General features: G+C 66.0%; 14 protein-coding genes, 3 rRNA genes and 1 pseudogene. 16 read left to right on the top strand and 2 right to left on the bottom strand.

The annotated features are described in order from the left end of the window. The first annotated feature begins 121 nt into the window (after positions 1-121). The 9 genes from FVO59_RS01220 (at position 122) to rrf (ending at position 12,111) form a co-directional block, all read left to right on the top strand. Complete coding sequence (locus tag FVO59_RS01220; RefSeq protein WP_182253858.1) at positions 122-1,672, top strand: NCS1 family nucleobase:cation symporter-1; 1,551 nt, start codon at positions 122-124, stop codon at positions 1,670-1,672. Between the two features lie 18 nt (positions 1,673-1,690). Continuing rightward, positions 1,691-2,542, top strand: coding sequence for an NAD-dependent epimerase/dehydratase family protein (locus FVO59_RS01215; protein ID WP_182253856.1), 852 nt, complete (start codon positions 1,691-1,693; stop codon positions 2,540-2,542). 20 nt (positions 2,543-2,562) lie between these two features. After that, a complete protein-coding gene (locus FVO59_RS01210; RefSeq protein WP_182253854.1) occupies positions 2,563-3,330 on the top strand; it encodes an SDR family NAD(P)-dependent oxidoreductase in 768 nt (255 codons plus the stop codon). Positions 3,331-3,350: 20 nt separating this feature from the next. Then, a complete protein-coding gene (locus tag FVO59_RS01205) occupies positions 3,351-4,100 on the top strand; it encodes an AroM family protein (protein WP_182253852.1) in 750 nt (249 codons plus the stop codon). Then, positions 4,097-5,050, top strand: a complete 954-nt coding sequence (locus tag FVO59_RS01200; protein WP_182253850.1) for a polysaccharide deacetylase family protein — start codon at positions 4,097-4,099, stop codon at positions 5,048-5,050. Before FVO59_RS01205 ends, FVO59_RS01200 begins: the two co-directional genes overlap by 4 nt. A gap of 82 nt (positions 5,051-5,132) precedes the next feature. Then, positions 5,133-6,329, top strand: coding sequence for an MFS transporter (locus tag FVO59_RS01195; protein WP_182253848.1), 1,197 nt, complete (start codon positions 5,133-5,135; stop codon positions 6,327-6,329). Positions 6,330-6,900: 571 nt separating this feature from the next. After that, positions 6,901-8,425, top strand: a 16S ribosomal RNA gene (locus FVO59_RS01190). A 357-nt stretch (positions 8,426-8,782) separates the two neighbouring features. Next, positions 8,783-11,887 (top strand): 23S ribosomal RNA (locus FVO59_RS01185). A gap of 107 nt (positions 11,888-11,994) precedes the next feature. Then, positions 11,995-12,111: ribosomal RNA gene (gene rrf, locus FVO59_RS01180) — 5S ribosomal RNA — on the top strand. The 16S, 23S and 5S rRNA genes sit together here, the layout of an rRNA operon. A gap of 93 nt (positions 12,112-12,204) precedes the next feature. Here the strand turns inward: rrf and FVO59_RS01175 are convergent. Then, a pseudogene (locus tag FVO59_RS01175) lies at positions 12,205-12,944 on the bottom strand (IclR family transcriptional regulator). 99 nt (positions 12,945-13,043) lie between these two features. Between FVO59_RS01175 and hutH the strand changes: the two are divergent. The 5 genes from hutH to FVO59_RS01150 are packed head-to-tail and all read left to right on the top strand — an operon-like array spanning position 13,044 to position 19,026. Beyond that, positions 13,044-14,585: a histidine ammonia-lyase gene (gene hutH, locus FVO59_RS01170; RefSeq protein ID WP_182253846.1), complete on the top strand. Its 1,542-nt coding sequence runs from the start codon at positions 13,044-13,046 to the stop codon at positions 14,583-14,585. Beyond that, the gene (gene hutU, locus FVO59_RS01165; protein WP_182253844.1) at positions 14,578-16,245 is read left to right on the top strand and encodes a urocanate hydratase; all 1,668 of its coding nucleotides are present in this window, start codon (positions 14,578-14,580) and stop codon (positions 16,243-16,245) included. The genes hutH and hutU overlap by 8 nt, the downstream gene beginning before the upstream one ends. Next, positions 16,242-17,408 (top strand): imidazolonepropionase, encoded by a 1,167-nt coding sequence (gene hutI / locus FVO59_RS01160; RefSeq protein ID WP_182253842.1) that lies wholly within the window; start codon positions 16,242-16,244, stop codon positions 17,406-17,408. Before hutU ends, hutI begins: the two co-directional genes overlap by 4 nt. A 27-nt stretch (positions 17,409-17,435) precedes the next feature. Then, positions 17,436-18,335: an agmatinase family protein gene (locus FVO59_RS01155; protein WP_182253840.1), complete on the top strand. Its 900-nt coding sequence runs from the start codon at positions 17,436-17,438 to the stop codon at positions 18,333-18,335. Positions 18,336-18,381: 46 nt separating this feature from the next. Continuing rightward, positions 18,382-19,026, top strand: a complete 645-nt coding sequence (locus tag FVO59_RS01150) for an SDR family oxidoreductase (RefSeq protein ID WP_182253838.1) — start codon at positions 18,382-18,384, stop codon at positions 19,024-19,026. Between the two features lie 25 nt (positions 19,027-19,051). Here FVO59_RS01150 and FVO59_RS01145 read toward each other — a convergent pair whose 3' ends face one another. Further along, positions 19,052-20,329 (bottom strand): DUF445 domain-containing protein, encoded by a 1,278-nt coding sequence (locus FVO59_RS01145; RefSeq protein WP_182253836.1) that lies wholly within the window; start codon positions 20,327-20,329, stop codon positions 19,052-19,054. Between the two features lie 34 nt (positions 20,330-20,363). Here FVO59_RS01145 and FVO59_RS01140 point away from each other — a divergent pair, with 34 nt between their 5' ends. Both FVO59_RS01140 and FVO59_RS01135 read left to right on the top strand, forming a co-directional pair. Further along, positions 20,364-20,636 (top strand): metal-sensitive transcriptional regulator, encoded by a 273-nt coding sequence (locus FVO59_RS01140; protein ID WP_182253834.1) that lies wholly within the window; start codon positions 20,364-20,366, stop codon positions 20,634-20,636. Between the two features lie 133 nt (positions 20,637-20,769). Continuing rightward, positions 20,770-21,927 carry an ABC transporter ATP-binding protein gene (locus FVO59_RS01135; protein ID WP_182253832.1) on the top strand — a complete coding sequence of 386 codons (1,158 nt, stop codon included), beginning with the start codon at positions 20,770-20,772 and terminating at the stop codon, positions 21,925-21,927. The last annotated feature ends 36 nt before the right edge of the window (positions 21,928-21,963 follow it).

The following is a 21,963-nucleotide window of genomic DNA, read 5'->3' as shown; positions in this document are numbered from 1 at the left end:
GACACGGTGATCGCCGCACCACCCCACCGGCGCTGACCCCGCGCCGGCGCATTCCCCGCACAGCCGCGTCGTCATGCCCCCGGGCAACCCCACGGCACCCCTCAGGAACAGGAAAGCAACGATGGACGAAGAAGTCCGCACCGAAGACCGCTGGAACGGCGAGTCGCTCACCGGCCTGGTCGAGACCGACCCCGCGGGTCGCCTCTACAACGAGGACCTCGCCCCGGTGCCCCGCAGTCGCCGTACATGGAACGTCTACCACCTGATGTCGTTGTGGATGAACGTCGCCCACAACGCGGCGAGCTACACGTGGGCCGCCGGCATCTTCCTCACCCTCGGCATCAGCGCCTTCGACATGACCGTCGCGATCTTCATCGGCTGCGTGCTGCTCAGCATCGGCTGCGTGCTGTCGGGACTGATCGGTCAGAAGACCGGAAGCCCGTTCCCGGTGATCAGTCGCATCACCTGGGGCATCTGGGGCGCGAACGTCGCCGCCGTCATCCGCGGGATCGTCGCGATCGCCTGGTACGGCGTGCAGACCTACCTCGCCTCGATCGCGCTCAACGCGATCGTGACGCGACTGTGGCCCGCCTTCGGCGATCTCAGCGCGCCTGGTGCCCCGGTCATCCTCAACCTCGCCGTCGGCGGCTGGATCTGCTTCCTGCTGCTCTCCCTCATCCAGCTCTACGTCGTGCAGAAGGGCATGGAGGCCGTACGCCACGTGCAGGGGTGGGCGGGCCCGATCATCTGGGTGATGATGCTCGGCGCCATGGTGTACTTCCTCAACGAGGCCGGCTGGTCGTTCGACTGGTTCACCGGCGTGGGCGGCGCGTCGTTCGACCTGGCCGCGAAGATCGGGCTCATCGCCCTCGTGGCCGCGCAGGTCGTCTCGCAGCTCGCCCCCGTGATGCTCAACTACGCCGACTTCGCGCGCTTCTCGAAGGACGAGCGCAGCGTCAAGATCGGCACACTGATCGGCGCGCCGCTGAACTGGACCCTGTTCGCCGTCACCTCGGTGCTCACCACCGGCGCCGCGGCGCAGGTGCTGACGGGCATCGACCAGGAGGCGATCAAGGATCCAGGCATCCTGATGACGCACGTCAGCAATGACCTGCTGTTCTACATCTTCGCCGGCGGCTTCACGCTCGCCACGATCGGCGTCAACATCATCTCGAACTTCGTGTCGGCGGCATTCGACATCTCGAACATCGCGCCGCGACGAATCAGCTTCCGGCGGGCCGGCTTCTTCACGGCGCTCATCGCGGTCGTCGTCACCCCGTGGAACTACTTCAACAACCCGATCGTCGTCGGATACTTCCTCGGCAGCCTCGGCGCCATGATCGGGCCGCTGTTCGGCATCATGATCGCGGACTTCTATCTCGTGCGCCGGCAGTCCTTCGCGCTGCGGCACATGTTCATGCCGACGCCCGAATCGATCTACTACTACAACCGCGGCGTGAGCCTGAAGACGCTGTGGGCGTTCATTCCCGCCAGCGCGATCGCGCTCACCATCGCCGTCGTCCCCGCCTTCGGAGCACTGACGAACTACGGATGGTTCATCGGCGCAGGACTCGGGCTGGTGCTGCACCTGGTGATCTCCCGCGGACGCGTGATCATCGTTCCCGCACCGGATGCCCAGGGCGAGGCCGATCCTGCGCTGGCGCGCGACTGACCCGGAGGAGACCGGCACATGAAGGCACTGGTCACGGGCCGCCGAGGGTTCATCGGCACCGCGCTGCAGCATCGGCTCGAGGAGCTCGGCTGGGAGGTCGTCGGCCTGGAGCACGACGACGCCCGAGTCGACATCCGGGATGCCGAGCTGGTGAGGAGCGTGATCGCGCACGCGGCTCCGGACGTCGTGTTCCATCTCGCCGGGGTCTCCGGACCGATGCTGCTGACCGACGACCCCGGAGCGGTCGTCGACATCAACTGCGTCGGCACGCTCAACGTCATCCGCGCGGCTGCCGACAGCGGCGTCGCACGGCTGATCTACGGCGCCTCGGTGGCGGCATACGCCACCGAGGGCGTCGGGGAGCCGCTCGCCGACTCGGTCTACGGACTCACCAAGAAGTTCGGCGAGATGCTCGCCGACTTCTACCGGGCAACCACTCCGATGCAGATCAGCTCGGTCCGCATCGGCTCGACGTACGGCGAGGGACGCGAGACGTTCAACCCGCTGCACGAGATGGTGCGTCAGGCGGTGCACGGCGAGCCGATCCGCTGCAACGAGAATCAGCGCGAGCCGATCGTGTGGGTGCGGGACTGCGCGCAGCTGCTCGCCGCGCTGGCCACCGTCGAGCACCTCCAGCCCACGTACGACGCGGTGACCGAGCTGCCCACGCATCGCCAGATCGCCGAGACGATCGCCGCGCAGCTGGGCGGGGAGACAGAGACCTTCGGCGGCGAGGAGGTCTGGTATCCCCGCGGATTCCGCCTGCTCGGCGATGCGGCGGGCAGCCTCATCGGGCAGCCGATGCGGCTGCCCGAGGCGATCATCCGCATCGCCGGCCTCGTGCCGGAGCCGAGCGCGGCGACGAAGTGAACGATCAGGAAGCGAACAGCATGAACAGCACGAAACACGACGGTCGAATCGCAGGCAGGCGCGTTGTCGTCATCGGCGGTGCCGGTGCCATCGGCGAGGCGATCGTCGAGCTCCTCTCCGCCGAGGGAGGGGCGGTGGTCGTCGCCGACCACGACCTCGCCGCCGCACAGGCGCTCGCGGACCGGCTTCGGCGGGAGTCGAGGACGGCCTTCGCCGTCGCGATCGACATCTCCGACGAGCGCTCGGTCGTCGACGCGTTCCGCGAAGCCGCCGATCGGCTCGGCGGGATCGATGTGCTGGTGAACTCCGCCGGCATGATCACCGAGTCGCCCATCGACGAGATGTCGCTGGCGGAGTGGACCAGGGTGGTCGAGATCAACCTCGGCGGCGTCTTCCTGGGATGCCGTGAGGTGCTGCCGTACCTGCGCTCGGCCGGGGGAGGCCGCATCATCAACATCGCGAGCCAGGTCGGGCAGCGCGGACGCGAGCGCCTCACCCACTACGCCGCCGCGAAGGCGGGCGTCATCGGCTTCACGAAGGCGCTCGCCCGCGAGGTCGCCGGTGAGGGCATCCTGGTCAACGCCGTCGCCCCGGGCCCGATCGACACGGGATTCTCGGCGACGCTCAGCGCGGAGACCCTCTCCGAGACCGCGAAGGCGCTGCCGCTGGGCCGCACCGGGGCGCCGGCTGAGGTGGCGCCGAGCGTGCTTCTGCTGGCGAGCGAGCCGGGAGGCAACCTCTACGTCGGGCAGACGCTCGGCCCCAACAGCGGCGACGTGATGCTGTGAGCGATCGACAGGAGAAGACCATGACAGACACACCGGTGGCCGGCGGCTTCATCGGCCTGGCGACCCTGGGCCGCACGCCGCGACCCGATTTCGAGAAGACGTTCGCCCCGCACCTCGGCCGCACGCCGTACCGCATGACCGGTGCGCTCGACGGCGTCAGCGACGAGGAGGCGATCTCGCTGCACTCACCGGACGGCGAGTACCCGATCCACATCCCGGTCGCCCGGGAAGGCGGAATCGACGTCTCCCGCGACCGGATCCGTCCGTACCTGCAGCGCTCGATCGATGCGCTCGTCGCCGAAGGCGCAGCGGCGGTCGCGGTGCTCTGCGCAGGCGACCTCGGCCGATTCGACTGCCCGGTGCCGCTGCTCGCCGCCGGACGGCTCATCCCGCACATGGTGCAGGCCACGCTCGGCACCGACGTGCCGCTCGCCGTCGTGACCCCGAACAACGGACAGGTGCCCTTCGCCCGACGCAAGTGGAACGAGGACGGCTTCGAGGTCGACGTCGTCGCGGTGCCGCCGTACGCGGCCCGCGAGGTGCGCACCATGCAGCTCATCGCCGAGACCACGCGGATGGTGGGGGCCGGCGCCGGCGCGGTCGTGCTGGACTGCTTCGGCTTCGGCGCCGATGACGGTCGTCTCGTGCACCGCGAGCTCGGCGTCCCCGTCTTCGTCGCCCGCGAGGTCGCGGGACGGGCTGCCGGCATCTTCGGGCTCTACCTCGAGCCCGCGAACGACACCACCACGCACGAGGAAGGAAAAGCATGACCATCTCCAACGACCGTCTGAGCGGATTCGAGGACGAGCCCGGCCCCGGCCCCCGGCGCGACCTCTACGGATACGGACGCACCGGCATTCAGGCGCGTTGGCCCAACGGGGCCAAGGTCGCCGTCACGATCGTCGTGAACTTCGAGACCGGAGCCGAGGCGTCCTGGCCATCTGGCGACCGGCAGAACGACCGCATCTTCGAGTTCCCCTACGGCATCGAGTCGCGCTTCCGCGACCTGCCGTCGGAGTCCGTCTCGGAGTACGGCAGCCGCGCCGGATTCTGGCGCATCCAGCGCCTGTTCGACGAGTACGACGTCAAGGCGACCATCTCGGGCTGCGCGGTCGCCTTCGCCCGCAACCCCGAGGTCGGCGCCTACATCAAGGAGGCCGGGCACGAGCCCGGCTGCCACGGCTGGCGCTGGGAGTACGGCCACCTGCTCTCTCGCCAGGAGGAGCGCGAGCGCATCCACGCCGCGGTGAAGATCATCGAGGACACCTGCGGGTCGCGTCCGGTCGGCTGGCAGTCGCGCACCGCCTCGACGAACACGCGTGAGCTGGTCGTCGAAGAAGGCGGCTTCATCTACGACTCGGATGCGGTGAACGACGATGTGCCGTACTTCGTCGATGTCGCCGACAGGAAGCACCTCGTGATTCCATACAGCGGCGTCTACAACGATCACCGCTTCGTGATCGGGCAGGGGTACTCGGAGCCCGAAGACTACGTCAAGACGCTCAAGCACGGCCTGGACTACCTGCGCAGGGAGGGCGACACGCACCCGAAGATGATGACGCTAGGTGTTCACGCGCATTGGATCGGCCAGGCATCGCGTGCCTCGGCGCTTCGGATGTTCATCGAGTACGCGCAGAGTCTCGGCGACGTGTGGATCGCGCCGCGCTCCGAGATCGCGCAGTGGTGGATCGACAACTCCAGCGAGTTCGTCGTCGGTTGATGGCCTGTCCGTCCCGGGGTCGTGGGCGTTCTGCCGGCGCCCCGGGCGGTCGTGGCTCGGCGAAGAGAGGGGAGAGGGATCGATGCGCAGCAGCGGGACGCCAGCCGTGCCCCTGGACTACGGATGGATGCTGTACGCGGGCGTCGCGCTGAACTTCGTCAGAGGCATCGGGCTGTTCGTCGGAGCCTTCGCGCTGAGCGCCGAGGGCGCTCCGCTGATCCTGGTCGAGCTGGCTGGTGCGCTGTACTTCCTTCCCATGCTGTTCGGCAACGGATACCGGCGCATCCCCGGCTTCACCCGGGGGCAGTCGGCGGTGACGTCGGCGTTGCGCGGGTGCGCGGCAGCGGCCGGCATCATCGCTGTGCTGGGAGTCGTGGCCGCCGTCGGCGACCCGACCACCTGGCTGGTCCTGATGTTCATGACAGTGCTCGGCAGCGGAAATCTCATCAACATCGCGTTGCGGCTGCCACTGCTCCAGACGATGATCGGGCGTCGCAGCAGTCAGCGATACATGGCGATCGAGGCGATCTCATCGGCGGTCGGCGCGTTGATCGGGCCGCTCGCAGGCGGCGCTGTGATCGCCCTCACCGGTGTGGGGTCGAGCCTGATCCTGACGGCCGGGGTGCTCGCATCTGCGGCGGTCGCGCTGCTCGTGCTGCGCCGCCGGGCAGCGGATGTCGATCCCGCGGCACCACCTCAGCGCCTCGGTGACGACCTCCGCATCCTGCGTGGCAACAGATCGCTGCAGCAGGTGCTGGCCGTGACCGTTCTGATGAACATGGGGTTCTTCGCCGCCGTGCCCGTGGTGCCGTTCATCGCGCACGAGCGCGGAATGGATCCCGTCGTAAGCGGGTGGCTGGCCTCGATGGTCGGGCTCGGCGGGCTGCTGGGCGCGATACTGCTTGCGCTCCTGCCGTCGCTCGAGCCACGACGGATCTACCTGATCAGCTCGATTCTCGCGCTGGTCGCATTCGCGGTCTTCGTGCTGGTGGATGCAGGACCCGGGTCATTCGCCATCCTCGTCATCGCCGGTCTCGGACAGGCGGGCTTCACCGTTCAGCAGCCGGTGCTCGCGCTCCTGAGCGTCGAGCCGGACGACCGACTCACTGCGATGGGACTGCTCAGCCTGGGCGTGGGGACACTGCCACTCGGTGTGCTGCTCACTCACGTGGCCCAGCTGCTGGTCGCACCGACGATCGCGGTCGCCATCACCTGCGCGATCGCGGCTGCGGGTGTACCCCTCGTCAGCCGGGAGCGATCGAGTCTTCGCACCCGGTGAGCACGTGCGACACGCCCGGGGTGTGGTGGGGATTTGCTGGGGTGTGTGGTTCGGCGTAAGTTATTACTTGTTCGCCCCAAGCGGTTGAGCGGAAGGCCTGAAGGGCCTGGCTCCCCTCCAAGTAGCGAATCATCCACCTTCAGCATTGTGAGCTTCGGTTCTGGTGTGGGTCTTTGGCCCGGGGAGTGTGGTCATCCCTGTCGGGGTTGTCGATTTGACAAGTTCGTCGGATGGGTTAGGCTGGAGAAGTTGCCTCGGAGACGGGGCGCGGATCTGGTCCTGGTTCTCTCGGCGTGTCGGTTTGACAGTCGGGCTGGGATGGATAAGATTGTGAAGTTGCCCTGCGCTTCTTGCCCTGATGGGGTGGGTGTGTGGGTGCGTCCGATCCTTGAGAACTCAACAGCGTGCACTTGTCAAATGCCAAATTATCCTCGTCCAACCCTTGTGGGGGTTGGTTGAGAATTCCTTTGGATCAATGTATATGAATGTCAGCAATGATGTTCGTCTCTTTTGGTCATGATTGAACTCGCTGCTCATTGCCGTTTTCCCGGTGGTGGGTATGCATCTGTTTTTTACGGAGAGTTTGATCCTGGCTCAGGATGAACGCTGGCGGCGTGCTTAACACATGCAAGTCGAACGATGAAGCCCAGCTTGCTGGGTGGATTAGTGGCGAACGGGTGAGTAACACGTGAGCAACCTGCCCCTGACTCTGGGATAAGCGCTGGAAACGGCGTCTAATACTGGATATGTCCCGTCACCGCATGGTGTGCGGGTGGAAAGATTTTTCGGTTGGGGATGGGCTCGCGGCCTATCAGCTTGTTGGTGAGGTAATGGCTCACCAAGGCGTCGACGGGTAGCCGGCCTGAGAGGGTGACCGGCCACACTGGGACTGAGACACGGCCCAGACTCCTACGGGAGGCAGCAGTGGGGAATATTGCACAATGGGCGGAAGCCTGATGCAGCAACGCCGCGTGAGGGATGACGGCCTTCGGGTTGTAAACCTCTTTTAGCAGGGAAGAAGCGAAAGTGACGGTACCTGCAGAAAAAGCACCGGCTAACTACGTGCCAGCAGCCGCGGTAATACGTAGGGTGCAAGCGTTATCCGGAATTATTGGGCGTAAAGAGCTCGTAGGCGGTCTGTCGCGTCTGCTGTGAAATCCCGAGGCTCAACCTCGGGCTTGCAGTGGGTACGGGCAGACTAGAGTGCGGTAGGGGAGATTGGAATTCCTGGTGTAGCGGTGGAATGCGCAGATATCAGGAGGAACACCGATGGCGAAGGCAGATCTCTGGGCCGTAACTGACGCTGAGGAGCGAAAGGGTGGGGAGCAAACAGGCTTAGATACCCTGGTAGTCCACCCCGTAAACGTTGGGAACTAGTTGTGGGGTCCTTTCCACGGATTCCGTGACGCAGCTAACGCATTAAGTTCCCCGCCTGGGGAGTACGGCCGCAAGGCTAAAACTCAAAGGAATTGACGGGGACCCGCACAAGCGGCGGAGCATGCGGATTAATTCGATGCAACGCGAAGAACCTTACCAAGGCTTGACATACACGAGAACGGGCCAGAAATGGTCAACTCTTTGGACACTCGTGAACAGGTGGTGCATGGTTGTCGTCAGCTCGTGTCGTGAGATGTTGGGTTAAGTCCCGCAACGAGCGCAACCCTCGTTCTATGTTGCCAGCACGTAATGGTGGGAACTCATGGGATACTGCCGGGGTCAACTCGGAGGAAGGTGGGGATGACGTCAAATCATCATGCCCCTTATGTCTTGGGCTTCACGCATGCTACAATGGCCGGTACAATGGGCTGCGATACCGTAAGGTGGAGCGAATCCCAAAAAGCCGGTCCCAGTTCGGATTGAGGTCTGCAACTCGACCTCATGAAGTCGGAGTCGCTAGTAATCGCAGATCAGCAACGCTGCGGTGAATACGTTCCCGGGTCTTGTACACACCGCCCGTCAAGTCATGAAAGTCGGTAACACCTGAAGCCGGTGGCCTAACCCCTTGTGGGAGGGAGCTGTCGAAGGTGGGATCGGTAATTAGGACTAAGTCGTAACAAGGTAGCCGTACCGGAAGGTGCGGCTGGATCACCTCCTTTCTAAGGAGCATCTGAAGTCTTCGGACTTCCAGAACCCAGATCGAAGGCACACGTTCTTCGCTGGGAGCTCATGGGTGGAACATTTGACATGCCGTCAGCGCAGCTGACTCCAGTTAGTACGGTCTTCGGATCTGGAACGGTGGGGGATGCAAGCAGGCGGCTGCACGCTGTTGGGTCCTGAGGGACCGGGCCGGCTGGATTCGTTCTGGTCGTTCTGAACCTCTCGGCCCTTACTTCTGTTGCCTTCGGGTGGTGGGGGTGGGGGACCGCCCGTACTTTGAGAACTACACAGTGGACGCGAGCATCTTAAAGAAAACCGGATCAGATCTTTTCCTGGATCTGGTCCATCTCATGTGATTTCAAGTCTTTAAGAGCAAACGGTGGATGCCTTGGCATCTGGAGCCGAAGAAGGACGTAGCAATCTGCGATAAGCCTCGGGGAACTGATAAGCGAGTTTTGATCCGAGGATGTCCGAATGGGGAAACCCCGCCAGGCGTTTGTGCGACCTGGTGACTCCCGCCTGAATATATAGGGCGGGTAGAGGGAACGTGGGGAAGTGAAACATCTCAGTACCCACAGGAAGAGAAAACAACAGTGATTCCGTGAGTAGTGGCGAGCGAAAGCGGATGAGGCTAAACCGGGTGTGTGTGATAGCCGGCAGGCGTTGCATGCCCGGGGTTGCGGGACTTTTCTGAACATTCTGCCGAGTGTTCGACGTGATGTGACGATATAGACGAACCGTCTTGAAAGGCGGGCCATAGTGGGTGCCAGCCCCGTAGTCGAAATGTTGTGCGCAGCGTGAAGAGTATCCCAAGTAGCACGGGGCCCGAGAAATCCCGTGTGAATCTGTCAGGACCACCTGATAAGCCTAAATACTCCCAGATGACCGATAGCGGACAAGTACCGTGAGGGAAAGGTGAAAAGTACCCCGGGAGGGGAGTGAAATAGTACCTGAAACCGTTTGCTTACAAACCGTTGGAGCCTCCTTAGTAGGGGTGACAGCGTGCCTTTTGAAGAATGAGCCTGCGAGTTAGCGATATGTGGCGAGGTTAACCCGTGTGGGGTAGCCGTAGCGAAAGCGAGTCTGAATAGGGCGATTCAGTCGCATGTCCTAGACCCGAAGCGAAGTGATCTATCCATGGCCAGGCTGAAGCGACGGTAAGACGTCGTGGAGGGCCGAACCCACTTAGGTTGAAAACTGAGGGGATGAGCTGTGGATAGGGGTGAAAGGCCAATCAAACTTCGTGATAGCTGGTTCTCTCCGAAATGCATTTAGGTGCAGCGTTGCGTGTTTCTTGCCGGAGGTAGAGCTACTGGATGGCCGATGGGCCTCACCAGGTTACTGACGTCAGCCAAACTCCGAATGCCGGTAAGTGAGAGCGCAGCAGTGAGACTGTGGGGGATAAGCTTCATAGTCGAGAGGGAAACAACCCAGACCACCATCTAAGGTCCCAAAGCGCGTGCTAAGTGGAAAAGGATGTGGAGTTGCTTAGACAACCAGGAGGTTGGCTTAGAAGCAGCCACCCTTGAAAGAGTGCGTAATAGCTCACTGGTCAAGTGATTCCGCGCCGACAATGTAACGGGGCTCAAGCACGCCACCGAAGTTGTGGCATTGACATTTTTGGTAGGCCTTCGTGGTCCAGCCGTGTTGATGGGTAGGAGAGCGTCGTGTGGCGAGTGAAGCGGCGGTGGAAACCAGCCGTGGACGCCACACGAGTGAGAATGCAGGCATGAGTAGCGAAAGACGTGTGAGAAACACGTCCTCCGGAAGACCAAGGGTTCCAGGGTCAAGCTAATCTTCCCTGGGTAAGTCGGGACCTAAGGCGAGGCCGACAGGCGTAGTCGATGGACAACGGGTTGATATTCCCGTACCGGCGAAGAACCGCCCCAGTCAATCCAGTAATGCTAAGTGTCCAAAGCCAGTCATCGAACCCTTCGGGGTTCACCGGCTGGTGGAGCACACGACCCTATGCTGGTGCGGCTAGCGTATTAACAGGTGTGACGCAGGAAGGTAGCCCAAGCCAGGCGATGGTTGTCCTGGTGCAAGTGCGTAGGCCGAGTCATAGGCAAATCCGTGACTCATACAGGCTGAGACACGATGCGGATAAAAAGTGGGTGATCCTATGCTGCCGAGAAAAGCATCGACGCGAGGTTCAAGCCGCCCGTACCCCAAACCGACTCAGGTGGTCAGGTAGAGAATACCAAGGAGATCGAGAGAATCGTGGTTAAGGAACTCGGCAAAATGCCCCCGTAACTTCGGGAGAAGGGGGGCCACCCGCTTATTAGGATTTACTCCGAAAGGGCGTGGTGGCCGCAGAGACTAGTGGGTAGCGACTGTTTACTAAAAACACAGGTCCGTGCGAAGACGCAAGTCGATGTATACGGACTGACGCCTGCCCGGTGCTGGAAGGTTAAGAGGACCGGTTAGCCGCAAGGCGAAGCTGAGAATTTAAGCCCCAGTAAACGGCGGTGGTAACTATAACCATCCTAAGGTAGCGAAATTCCTTGTCGGGTAAGTTCCGACCTGCACGAATGGCGTAACGACTTCCCAACTGTCTCAACCGCGAACTCGGCGAAATTGCACTACGAGTAAAGATGCTCGTTACGCGCAGCAGGACGGAAAGACCCCGTGACCTTTACTACAGCTTGGTATTGGTGTTCGGTGTGGCTTGTGTAGGATAGGTGGGAGACTGTGAAACCGTGACGCCAGTTACGGTGGAGTCATTGTTGAAATACCACTCTGGTCATATTGGATATCTAACTTCGAACCGTGATCCGGTTCAGGGACAGTGCCTGGTGGGTAGTTTAACTGGGGCGGTTGCCTCCCAAAAAGTAACGGAGGCGCCCAAAGGTTCCCTCAACCTGGTTGGCAATCAGGTGGCGAGTGTAAGTGCACAAGGGAGCTTGACTGTGAGACTGACAGGTCGAGCAGGGACGAAAGTCGGGACTAGTGATCCGGCAGTGGCTTGTGGAAGCGCTGTCGCTCAACGGATAAAAGGTACCTCGGGGATAACAGGCTGATCTTGCCCAAGAGTCCATATCGACGGCATGGTTTGGCACCTCGATGTCGGCTCGTCGCATCCTGGGGCTGGAGTAGGTCCCAAGGGTTGGGCTGTTCGCCCATTAAAGCGGTACGCGAGCTGGGTTTAGAACGTCGTGAGACAGTTCGGTCCCTATCCGCTGCGCGCGTAGGAAGTTTGAGAGGATCTGACCCTAGTACGAGAGGACCGGGTTGGACGAACCTCTGGTGTGCCAGTTGTTCCGCCAGGAGCACCGCTGGTTAGCTACGTTCGGGATGGATAACCGCTGAAAGCATCTAAGCGGGAAGCCGGCCTCAAGATGAGACTTCCATACCCCTCGGGGTGAGAGGCTCCCAGCCAGACGACTGGGTTGATAGGCCAGATGTGGAAGCACGGCAACGTGTGCAGCTGACTGGTACTAATAAGCCGATGACTTGATAACACCACCCTTCTGCGAGAAGGTTCGCGTCCACTTTGTGGTTCTCGACGTACGGTCGGAACCAAACAACACACTCCACGCGAGTGATGTTGCCGAAACGTCAATAGTGTTACGGCGGCCATAGCGTGAGGGAAACGCCCGGTCACATTCCGAACCCGGAAGCTAAGCCTCACAGCGCCGATGGTACTGCAGGGGGGACCCTGTGGGAGAGTAGGACACCGCCGGACTTCTTCTGTGAAAGAGCCACCCATCGTTGGGTGGCTCTTTTGCGTTAAGGCGTGCCCGTGGACGCATGCGATGTATGAACGTGTGAGGCGGAGTCAGCGCCTGTCGTAGCCTAGGCGACTCTGCAGCGTATGCGCCGCCTCGCGCACGACTGCATCAGGCTGCGTCTCCCGCTCGCCCTCCCAGGTCACCGCCACGGCCGCCACCGGCCACCCGGCATGATCGTGCACGGCCGCGGCGACCGATCGGAATCCCGGCGTCACCTCGCCGTCCTCGCCCGCGACGCCGGCCTGGCGCACATCTCGCAGCACATCGCGCAGCTCGGACGGGCGCGCAGGTCCCCGGCCCGTGCGGTCGGTGAACGCGGCGGCGTCTGGGTAGAGCGCTCGCACCTGCGCGCGGGGAAGAGCGGCGAGCATCGCCCGCCCCGTCGCGGTCAGGTGGGCAGGCAGACGGACCCCGACATCCGTCACCAGCGCGGGGCGGCGCGCCGCGCGCTCCTCGACGATGTACAGCACGTCTCGTCCGCTCATCACCGCGAGGTGAGCACTCTCCCCGATCCGATCGGCGAGTGCCGCGAGGATCGGTCGACCGAGCCGTGCGAGCGGCTCCTGCCTTGCGTAGCCGCCGGCCAGCTCGAACGCACTGGTGCCGAGGCCCCAGCGTCGTTCCTGAGGCAGGTGCACCACGAAGCCGTGATCCTCGAGTGTCGAGAGCAGGTGATACACCGTCGATCGGGGATCCCGAGGTCGCGGGCCAGCGCGGTCGCGGCGATCGGCGCAGGGCGCCGGGCGAGGTGGCGCAGGATGCGCAGCGTCTGGTCGGCCGCCGGCACCTGGGGGCGGCCGACGCGGGCGTCCGGAATGTCTGGGATCACAGACACAGTCTGTCACTCGGGCTCCCGCGATGACAGCGGAAGGTGTGGAATCGAGTCATGCCTGAAACTTCCCCCGTGATCGTCGGCGACAGCCCGCTCTCGCCCGCAGACGTCGTCGCCGTCGCGCGCCACTTCGCCCCCGTCGAGATCGCCGCAGCGGCTCGCGATCGCGTCTTGGCGGCCCGCGCGGTCATCGACGGCATGGCTGCCGATCCGAACCCGCACTACGGCGTCTCGACCGGATTCGGCGCCCTGGCCACCACCTTCATCGCTCCGGATCGTCGCCGTCAGCTGCAGCTCAGCCTGATCCGCTCGCACGCCGCCGGCACCGGCGCCGAGGTCGAGACCGAGGTGGTGCGGGCACTGCAGCTGCTGCGCCTGCAGACCCTCGCCTCCGGCCACACGGGTGTGCGCCCCGTCGTCGTGGACACCTATGCCGCGATGCTCAACGCGCGTATCACCCCGGTCGTCCGCGAGTACGGATCGCTCGGCTGCTCGGGCGACCTCGCACCCCTGGCGCACGTCGCTCTGGCGTCGATGGGCGAGGGCGACGTCCGAGACGCCGACGGCGAGCTCGTCGTCGCTGCCGAGGCGCTCGCCGCGGCGGGCATCGATCCGCTCGTGCTCGTCGAGAAGGAGGGCCTGGCCCTCATCAACGGCACCGATGGGATGCTCGGGATGCTGCTGCTCGCCCTGCACGATCTGGAGAGCCTCGTCTCGACCGCCGACCTCGCGGCCGCTATGTCCATCGAGTCGCAGCTCGGCACCGACGCCGTGTTCGCCGCCGACCTGATGGCGCTGCGACCGCAGGTCGGCCAGGGGATCTCAGCGGCGAACCTGCGTGCGTTCCTCGGCGATTCGCCCATGGTGCACAGCCACAAGGGACCGGAGGACGGCCGCGTGCAGGACGCGTACTCGCTGCGCTGCTCGCCGCAGGTGCACGGCGCCGCGCGCGACACCATGGCGCACGCGGCGACCATCGCCGAGCGTGAGCTGGCATCCGTCGTCGACAATCCGGTCGTGACCGGCGACGGCCGGATCGAGTCGAACGGGAACTTCCACGGCGCGCCCGTCGCCGCCGTGCTCGACTTCCTCGCGATCTCGGTCGCCGACCTTGCTTCCGTCTCCGAGCGGCGCACGGACCGCGCCCTGGATCCTGCCCGCAGCCACGGGCTGCCGCCGTTCCTCGCCCACGAGGTGGGCGTCGACTCGGGCCTGATGATCGCGCAGTATGCCGCAGCGGGCATCGTGTCCGAGCTGAAGCGACTGGCCGTGCCCTCCTCGGTGGATTCGATCCCCTCGTCGGCCATGCAGGAGGACCATGTCTCGATGGGCTGGTCGGGCGCGCGCAAGCTGCGCCGTGCCATCGACGGCCTCACTCGCGTGCTCGCCATCGAGATCCTCACCGGTGCCCGCGCACTCGACCTGCGGGCGCCCCTCGAGGCGGGACCCTCCACCGGCGCCGTCCGCGACCTCGTCCGCACCGTGGCTGCAGGCCCCGGCCCCGACCACTTCCTCTCACCCGACATGGAGGCCGTGACCGAGCTCGTCCGCTCCGGCGCCGTCCTCCGCACTGCGAAGGAGCACGTGAATGTCTGACCCCTCCACCCGAACCGTCCGCGCCGCGCGCGGGAACGAGCGCACCGCGAAGAGCTGGGGCGCTGAGGCCGCCAAGCGGATGCTGATGAACAACCTCGACCCCGAGGTCGCCGAGCACCCCGAGGACCTCGTCGTCTACGGGGGAACCGGCCGCGCGGCGCGCAGCTGGGAGGCGTACGACGCGATCGTGCGCACGCTCGACGAGCTCGAGCCCGATGAGACGCTGCTCGTGCAGTCCGGGAAGCCCGTGGGCGTCTTCCGCACCCACGAGTGGGCGCCGCGCGTGCTCATCGCGAACTCCAACCTCGTCGGCGACTGGGCGACCTGGCCCGAGTTCCGCAGGCTCGAGGCCGAAGGCCTGATGATGTACGGCCAGATGACCGCAGGCTCGTGGATCTACATCGGCTCGCAGGGCATCCTTCAGGGCACCTACGAGACCTTCGCGGCCGTCGCCCGCTCGCTGGGCAGGGGGTCGCTCAAGGGCACCCTCTCGCTCACCGGCGGCGCCGGCGGAATGGGCGGTGCGCAGCCCCTCGCGGTCACCCTGAACGAGGGGGCCTGCCTCATCGTCGACGTGGACGAGACCCGGCTCGCGCGCCGCGTCGACCACGGCTACCTCGACGTCTACTACACCGACCTCGACGAGGCGGTGGCCAGGGCGATCGCAGCCAGGAATGCGGGCGAGGCGCTCTCCGTCGGCATCGTGGGCAACGCCGCCGAAGTGTTCCCCGAGCTGTTCCGCCGCCAGCAGGCCGGCGAGATCGAGATCGACGTCGTCACCGACCAGACCAGCGCCCATGACCCGCTCGCCTACCTGCCCATCGGCATCTCGGTCGGAGAGTGGCGGGCAGAGGCCGAGCGCGACCCCGAGGAGTTCACCCGCCGCTCGCGCGAGGCGATGGCCGCGCACGTCGCCGCCATGGTCGCGTTCCAGGACGCAGGCGCCGCCGTCTTCGACTATGGCAACTCGATCCGCGCCGAGGCCCAGCTGGGCGGCTTCGACCGCGCCTTCGAGTTCCCCGGCTTCGTCCCCGCGTACATCCGTCCGCAGTTCGAAGAGGGCCGCGGCCCCTTCCGCTGGGCCGCGCTCTCGGGCGACCCGGAGGACATCTACAAGACCGATCGCGCGATCGCCGAGCTCTTCCCCGAAGACGAGGCGCTGCACCGCTGGCTCGAGAAGGCCGGTGAGAAGGTGCACTTCGAGGGTCTGCCCGCGCGCATCTGCTGGCTCGGCTACAAGGAGCGACACCTCGCCGGGCTCAGGTTCAACGAGATGGTCGCCTCTGGCGAGCTCTCGGCACCGATCGTCATCGGCCGCGACCACCTCGACTCGGGCTCTGTCGCATCGCCCTACCGCGAGACCGAGGCCATGAAGGACGGCTCCGACGCGATCGCCGACTGGCCGCTGCTCAACGCCCTGCTGAACACCGCGTCGGGTGCGAGCTGGGTGTCGCTGCACCACGGCGGCGGCGTCGGCATCGGCCGTTCGATCCACGCGGGTCAGGTGACCGTCGCCGACGGGTCGGAACTCGCGGCGCAGAAGCTCGAGCGCGTGCTGACGAACGACCCTGGCACCGGCGTCATGCGTCACGTCGACGCCGGTTACGAGCACGCTCGCGACATCGCTCGCGAGCGCGGACTCAAGGTGCCGATGCTGTGAGCAGCACCCTCATCACGAACATCGGGGAGCTGACGACCAACGTCGGCTCCCCGGCGGACCGGTTCGGCACGCTCCGCGACGCGGCCGTGCTCATCGAGGACGGGCTGATCTCCTGGGTCGGTGCGGCTACGCAGGCCCCTGATGCCGACGAGGTCGTGGATGCCGGCGGCCGCGCCGTCATCCCCGGGTTCGTGGACAGCCACAGCCACATCGTGTTCGGCGGCGACCGCGCCGCCGAGTTCGAGGCGCGCATGGCAGGGCAGAAGTACGCCGCAGGCGGCATCCGCTCCACCGTCGCCGCCACCCGCGGCGCGAGCGACGACGAGCTGCGCACCCGCGTGCGCGGCTTCCTCGACGAGATGCTCGCGCAGGGCACCACGACGGTCGAGATCAAGAGCGGCTACGGCCTCGACGTCGTGACCGAAGCGCGCCTGGTGCGGCTCGCCGCCGAGGTGACCGAAGAGGTGACCTTCCTCGGAGCGCACGTCGTTCCGGCCGAGTACGCCGACCGCGGCGACGACTACGTCGATCTCGTGATCGGCGAGATGCTGGATGTCTGCGCCCCGCACGCCAAGTGGATCGACGTGTTCTGCGAGACCGGTGCCTTCAGCGTGCCGCAGTCGCGACGTGTGCTCGAGGCCGGCATCTCGCGCGGACTGAAGCCCCGCGTGCACGCCAGCCAGCTCGGTCCCGGCGATGGCGTGCGGCTGGCGATCGAACTCGGCGCGGCCTCGGTCGACCACGGCACCTACCTGACGGATGACGACGTGGCCGCGCTCGCCGCATCCGACACGGTGCTGACCCTGCTGCCAGGGGTCGAGTTCTCGACCCGTCAGCCCTATCCCGACGCGCGTCGCCTCATCGACGCCGGCGTGAGCGTGGCCATCGCCTGCGACACGAACCCCGGCTCGAGCTTCACATCCTCCATGCCGTTCTGCATCGCGGTCGCCGTGCGCGACATGGGGATGACACCGGCAGAGGCGGTATGGGCCGCGACGGCCGGGGGAGCGGCGGCGCTGCAGCGCACCGACATCGGCATGGTCGCGCCGGGCAAACGGGCCGATCTCGTGCTGCTCGACGCGCCGACCCGGGTGCACCTGGCCTACCGCCCCGGTGTCCCGCTGGTGAAGAAGGTCTGGAAGGACGGCGTCGCGATCCGCTGAGGCGGTGCGACGATTCAGGAGGACGACATGGCACTCTCACACGACGAGCTCTGGCCGCGCGCCGGATCCTGGCCGGCACCCGCGGCGGGCGAGGGGGCGGATGCGGTGATCGTCGGCATCCCGACCTGGCGCACGTCGCTGTCGCAGACCGGTGCGCACGCGACACCAGCGGCGATCCGCGACGCGCTGCCGCGCTACAGCGCGACGCTGATGGGTCCGCCGGTCGTCGATCTGAACGAGGCCCTTCGCATCGTCGACGCGGGCGACGTCCATGACCCGGACGGGGACGAGGGCGTCGAGCGGGCAGTCGAGCGCGTGCGCGAGCTGTCGGAGCGGACGCGTCTCATCATCGCCCTCGGCGGCGACAACTCGCTCACCTACCCTGTCGCCCGCGGGGCGGGCGCTGATGGACTGATCACGCTGGACGCGCACTTCGACCTGCGTGACGGCGTGTCGAACGGATCGCCGGTCCGCCGCCTCGTGCAGGACGCCCCCGACGGTCAGCGCATCGACCCGAGCCGCATCGTGCAGATCGGCATCGCCGACTTCGCGAACTCCGCCGCCTATGCCCAGCGCGCCGCCGAATGGGGCATCCGGGTGATCACCCTCGACGAGGTGCGCGAGAAGGGCATCCGGGCGGTGGTGGCCGAGGCTCTGCGCATCGCCGGGACTGGAACGAGCATCCATCTCGACATCGACGTCGACGTCGTCGACCGCTCGATCGCACCCGGCTGCCCGGCGAGCGTCCCCGGCGGTCTCGCCGCGTGGGAGCTGCGCGCGCTGGTGCGCGCAATCGCGGCGGATGAGAAGGTGGTCAGCGCCGACATCGCCGAGGTGGATGCCACGGCGGATGCGGATGACGCCCGCACCGTGCGTCTCGCCGCGCTCTGCGTGCTCGAGCTGCTCGCAGGTCTCGCCTCGCGCTGACCGGCGCACGCTGCGAGACGCCACGAGACGGGCGTAGCGTGGAGGCATGGCTCGAATCGTGATCTTCGGCGGCCACGGCAAGGTGGCTCTGCTGCTGGCTCCTCTTCTTTCCGCCCGGGGCGACGACGTCACCGCGGTGATCCGCAACCCGGACCACGCCGAGGACGTGCGTGCGGCCGGTGCGCAGCCGGTCGTGTTCGACGTCGAGCACCGGGATCGGGCGGCGACCGCCGCGCTGATCTCTGGGCACGACGCCGTCGTGTGGTCGGCAGGTGCCGGCGGCGGCGATCCGGCGCGCACCCGCGCCGTCGACCTCGATGCGGCGGTGCGCTCGATGGACGCGGCAGCCGACGCCGGTGTGCGCCGTTACGTGATGGTGTCGTACTTCGGTGCATCGCCGGACCACGGCATCCCGGCTGACAACCCGTTCCACGCCTATGCCGAGGCGAAGGCCGCTGCGGACGAGCGACTGCGGGCATCTGGCCTCGACTGGACCGTGCTCGGCCCGAGTCGCCTCACTCTCGGTGAGGCGACGGGGCGCATCGATGTCGCCGCGTCCGAATCGGGTGAGGTGTCGCGGGCCGACGTCGCGCAGGTCATCGCCGAGACCCTGCGTGCCGACTCGACTATCGGCCGCACGGTCCGCTTCAACGCCGGTGATCAGCCGATCGCCGACGCGCTGCAGTCCTGAGGCGAGCCGTAACAGGAGAGGCGGGTCAGACGCCGGGGATCAGGGCGTGGGCGACGGCGTAGATCGCGAGGCCGGCGAGGGCCCCGACCACGGTGCCGTTCAGGCGGATGTACTGCAGGTCCCGGCCGACCATGAGCTCGATCTTCTCGGTCGTCTCGGCGGGATCCCATTTCTCGACCGTGTCGGTGATGATCGACGCGATGTCGTGCCGGTACCGGTCGACGAGGAAGACCGCGGCGTCGGTGACCCACCCGTCGACGCGGGCCTGAAGCGCCGGCTCGGTCGCGAGACGGTCACCGATCTCCGCCACGGCCTGCGAAGCGCGCACCCTCAGCCCGCTGCGGGGGTCGGCGAGTGCGGTGAGCAGGCCGGACTTCGCCGTGTTCCAGAGCTGTGCGGCGAGTTCGCCGACGCGCGGGCTGTCGAACAGGCTGGTCTTCGCGCCCTCGAGCCGCGAACGCATCGCGGGATCGTGCTGCAGCCCGTCGGCGAGACGGGCCAGGTAGCCGTCTATGGCGAGGCGGGCAGGATGCCGGGGATCGGCCTGCACGGCGCGGACGAACTTGACCGCCTCGGCATAGGCGGTCTCGTCGACGAAGCGGTGCGCGAGCCGCGGAACCCAGCTCGGCAGGCGGCGCGAGATGAGCCCCTGGAAGGCGGCGGCGTTGCTGTCGAGCCACGACCCGATGCTGTCGACGGCGAGATCGACGGCGCTGCGGTGCGCGTCGGCCTCCACGATCCGCTGCAGCCAGCCGCCGGCCGTGGGCGCCCAGTCGGGTTCGATCAGGTGCTCGCGAGCGAGATCGGCGATGAGACCCTGCACGTCGTCGTCGCTGAGCGCATGCAGCACGGCTGTGGCGGCGGTCGATGCCTCGGCGGTGACCCGCTCGGCGTGCGCCGGCACCCGCAGCCACTCACCGAGCCTCTGCGAGAGCGCCGTGCGCGACAGCTTGTCGCGCACGACATCGGCCGCGAGGAAGTTCGTCTCGACGAACTCGCCGAGCGTGCGCCCGATCTCGTCCTTGCGGTTCGGGATGATCGCGGTGTGGGGGATGGGGAGCCCCAGCGGCCGGCGGAACAGGGCGGTCACCGCGAACCAGTCGGCGAGAGCGCCGACCATGCCGCCCTCGGCGGCGGCGCGGACGTATCCGAGCCACGGATGCCTGGATTCGAGCCAGAACGAGACCACGAAGAGCACGGCCATGAACAGCAGGGCGCCGAGGGCGACGGCCTTCATCCGGCGCAGACTGCGCAGTCGCTCCTGATCGGCGGGCGAGAGCAGCGCCATCGGTGTTCGCGACATGCCGACATCCTTTCACGGTGACTAGGCTCGAAGGGTGATCGACGACATCAAGAAGCGCGCTCTGCACCGCACCAGCATCCTCGAGGGTCAGCTGCGCGGCATCGCGCGCATGATCGAGAACGAGGAGTACTGCATGGACATCATCACGCAGTCGCGTGCCGTGCAGCGCTCGCTCGAGTCGCTCAACCGGCTGCTGCTCGAGAATCACCTGCGCACGCATGTGACGCACATGTTCGAGGAGGGCGGCGATGAGCGCGAGACGGCGGTCGGAGAGCTGCTGAAGGCCTTCGACTTCGACCGCAAGTAGACCATATCCGCAGGAACATGATCAGTTGACGACGGATATCGTCGCCGACTTCATCACATTCTGCGATTTTCGCTGTACCTCCACGTCCGACTGTGCTTGACTGGCGTCAGTCAGAACTCAACGTGGAGGTTCCATGGCACAGCCCGCATCCGCGGCCGCCGTCACGACGGCAGAGCCCGGCACCGGAGGCGTCGACATCGTCGGCGTCACCAAGCACTACGGTGACGCGACAGCGGTCGACGATCTGTCGCTGTCGATCCAGCCTGGCGAGTTCCTCTCGCTGCTCGGCCCGTCGGGGTGCGGCAAGACCACGACCCTGCGCATGATCGCCGGCTTCGAGCATCCCGACAGCGGCGACATCCGCATCTCGGGCCGCAGCGTGCTCGGCCTGCCCCCGCACCGCCGGGAGGTGAACACGGTCTTCCAGGCGTACGCGCTGTTCCCGCACATGACCGTCGCCGAGAACGTCGCCTACGGTCTGCAGCAGCGTCGCGTGCCGAAGGCCGAGCAGCGCGAGCGCGTCATCGCCGCACTCGACATGGTGCAGCTGCGCCGCTTCGCCGATCGAAAGCCGACCATGCTCTCGGGCGGACAGCAGCAGCGCATCGCCCTGTCGCGCGCGCTGATCAACCGACCGAGCGTCCTGCTGCTGGACGAGCCGCTCGCAGCCCTAGACCGCCAGCTGCGCGAGGAGATGCAGGTCGAGCTGAAGCTCCTGCAGTCCCGGCTCGGCACGACCTTCGTGTTCGTCACCCATGATCAGGGCGAGGCGCTGTCGATGAGCGACCGGATCGCCGTGATGCGGGCCGGGCGCATCGAGCAGCTCGACGCGCCCGATCGGATCTACGCCGCGCCGGCCTCGGCGTATGTCGCCTCGTTCATCGGCCAGCAGAACTTCCTCAGCGGCACTGCTCAGGGCGACGCCGTCGACACGAGTGTGGGACTGATCCACGGCACGTGGGGAGCCCAGCGGGTCGCGGTGGGGGATGCCGCTGTCGCGGCCGTCCGGCCCGAGTTCATCCGCATCGAGACGGCGGATGCAGACGGGTTCGGCATCGACGGCCGAGTGCTCGGCGTCTCATACCTCGGCGAGACGCTGCAGGTGGTCGTGGGCATCGACGGCGAGCAGACGCTGCTGGTGCGCACTCCGGCCCCGACGGCGCCGCCCGTCGCCGTCGACCAGCGGGTGCGGTGCACCTGGTCGCCCGGCGACGTGCGCCTCTTCGCGGCCGAGGGCGCGCCGACGGCGGCCACGCACGTGATCGCCCTGCCCGACCGCGCCGCCGTCTGACCGGTATCCATCCACCAGATCCCGAATACCCGCATC

Source organism: Microbacterium esteraromaticum, from assembly GCF_014084045.1.
GTDB classification, from domain to species: domain Bacteria; phylum Actinomycetota; class Actinomycetes; order Actinomycetales; family Microbacteriaceae; genus Microbacterium; species Microbacterium esteraromaticum_D.
This window is presented reverse-complemented; position numbering and strand designations above follow the sequence as displayed.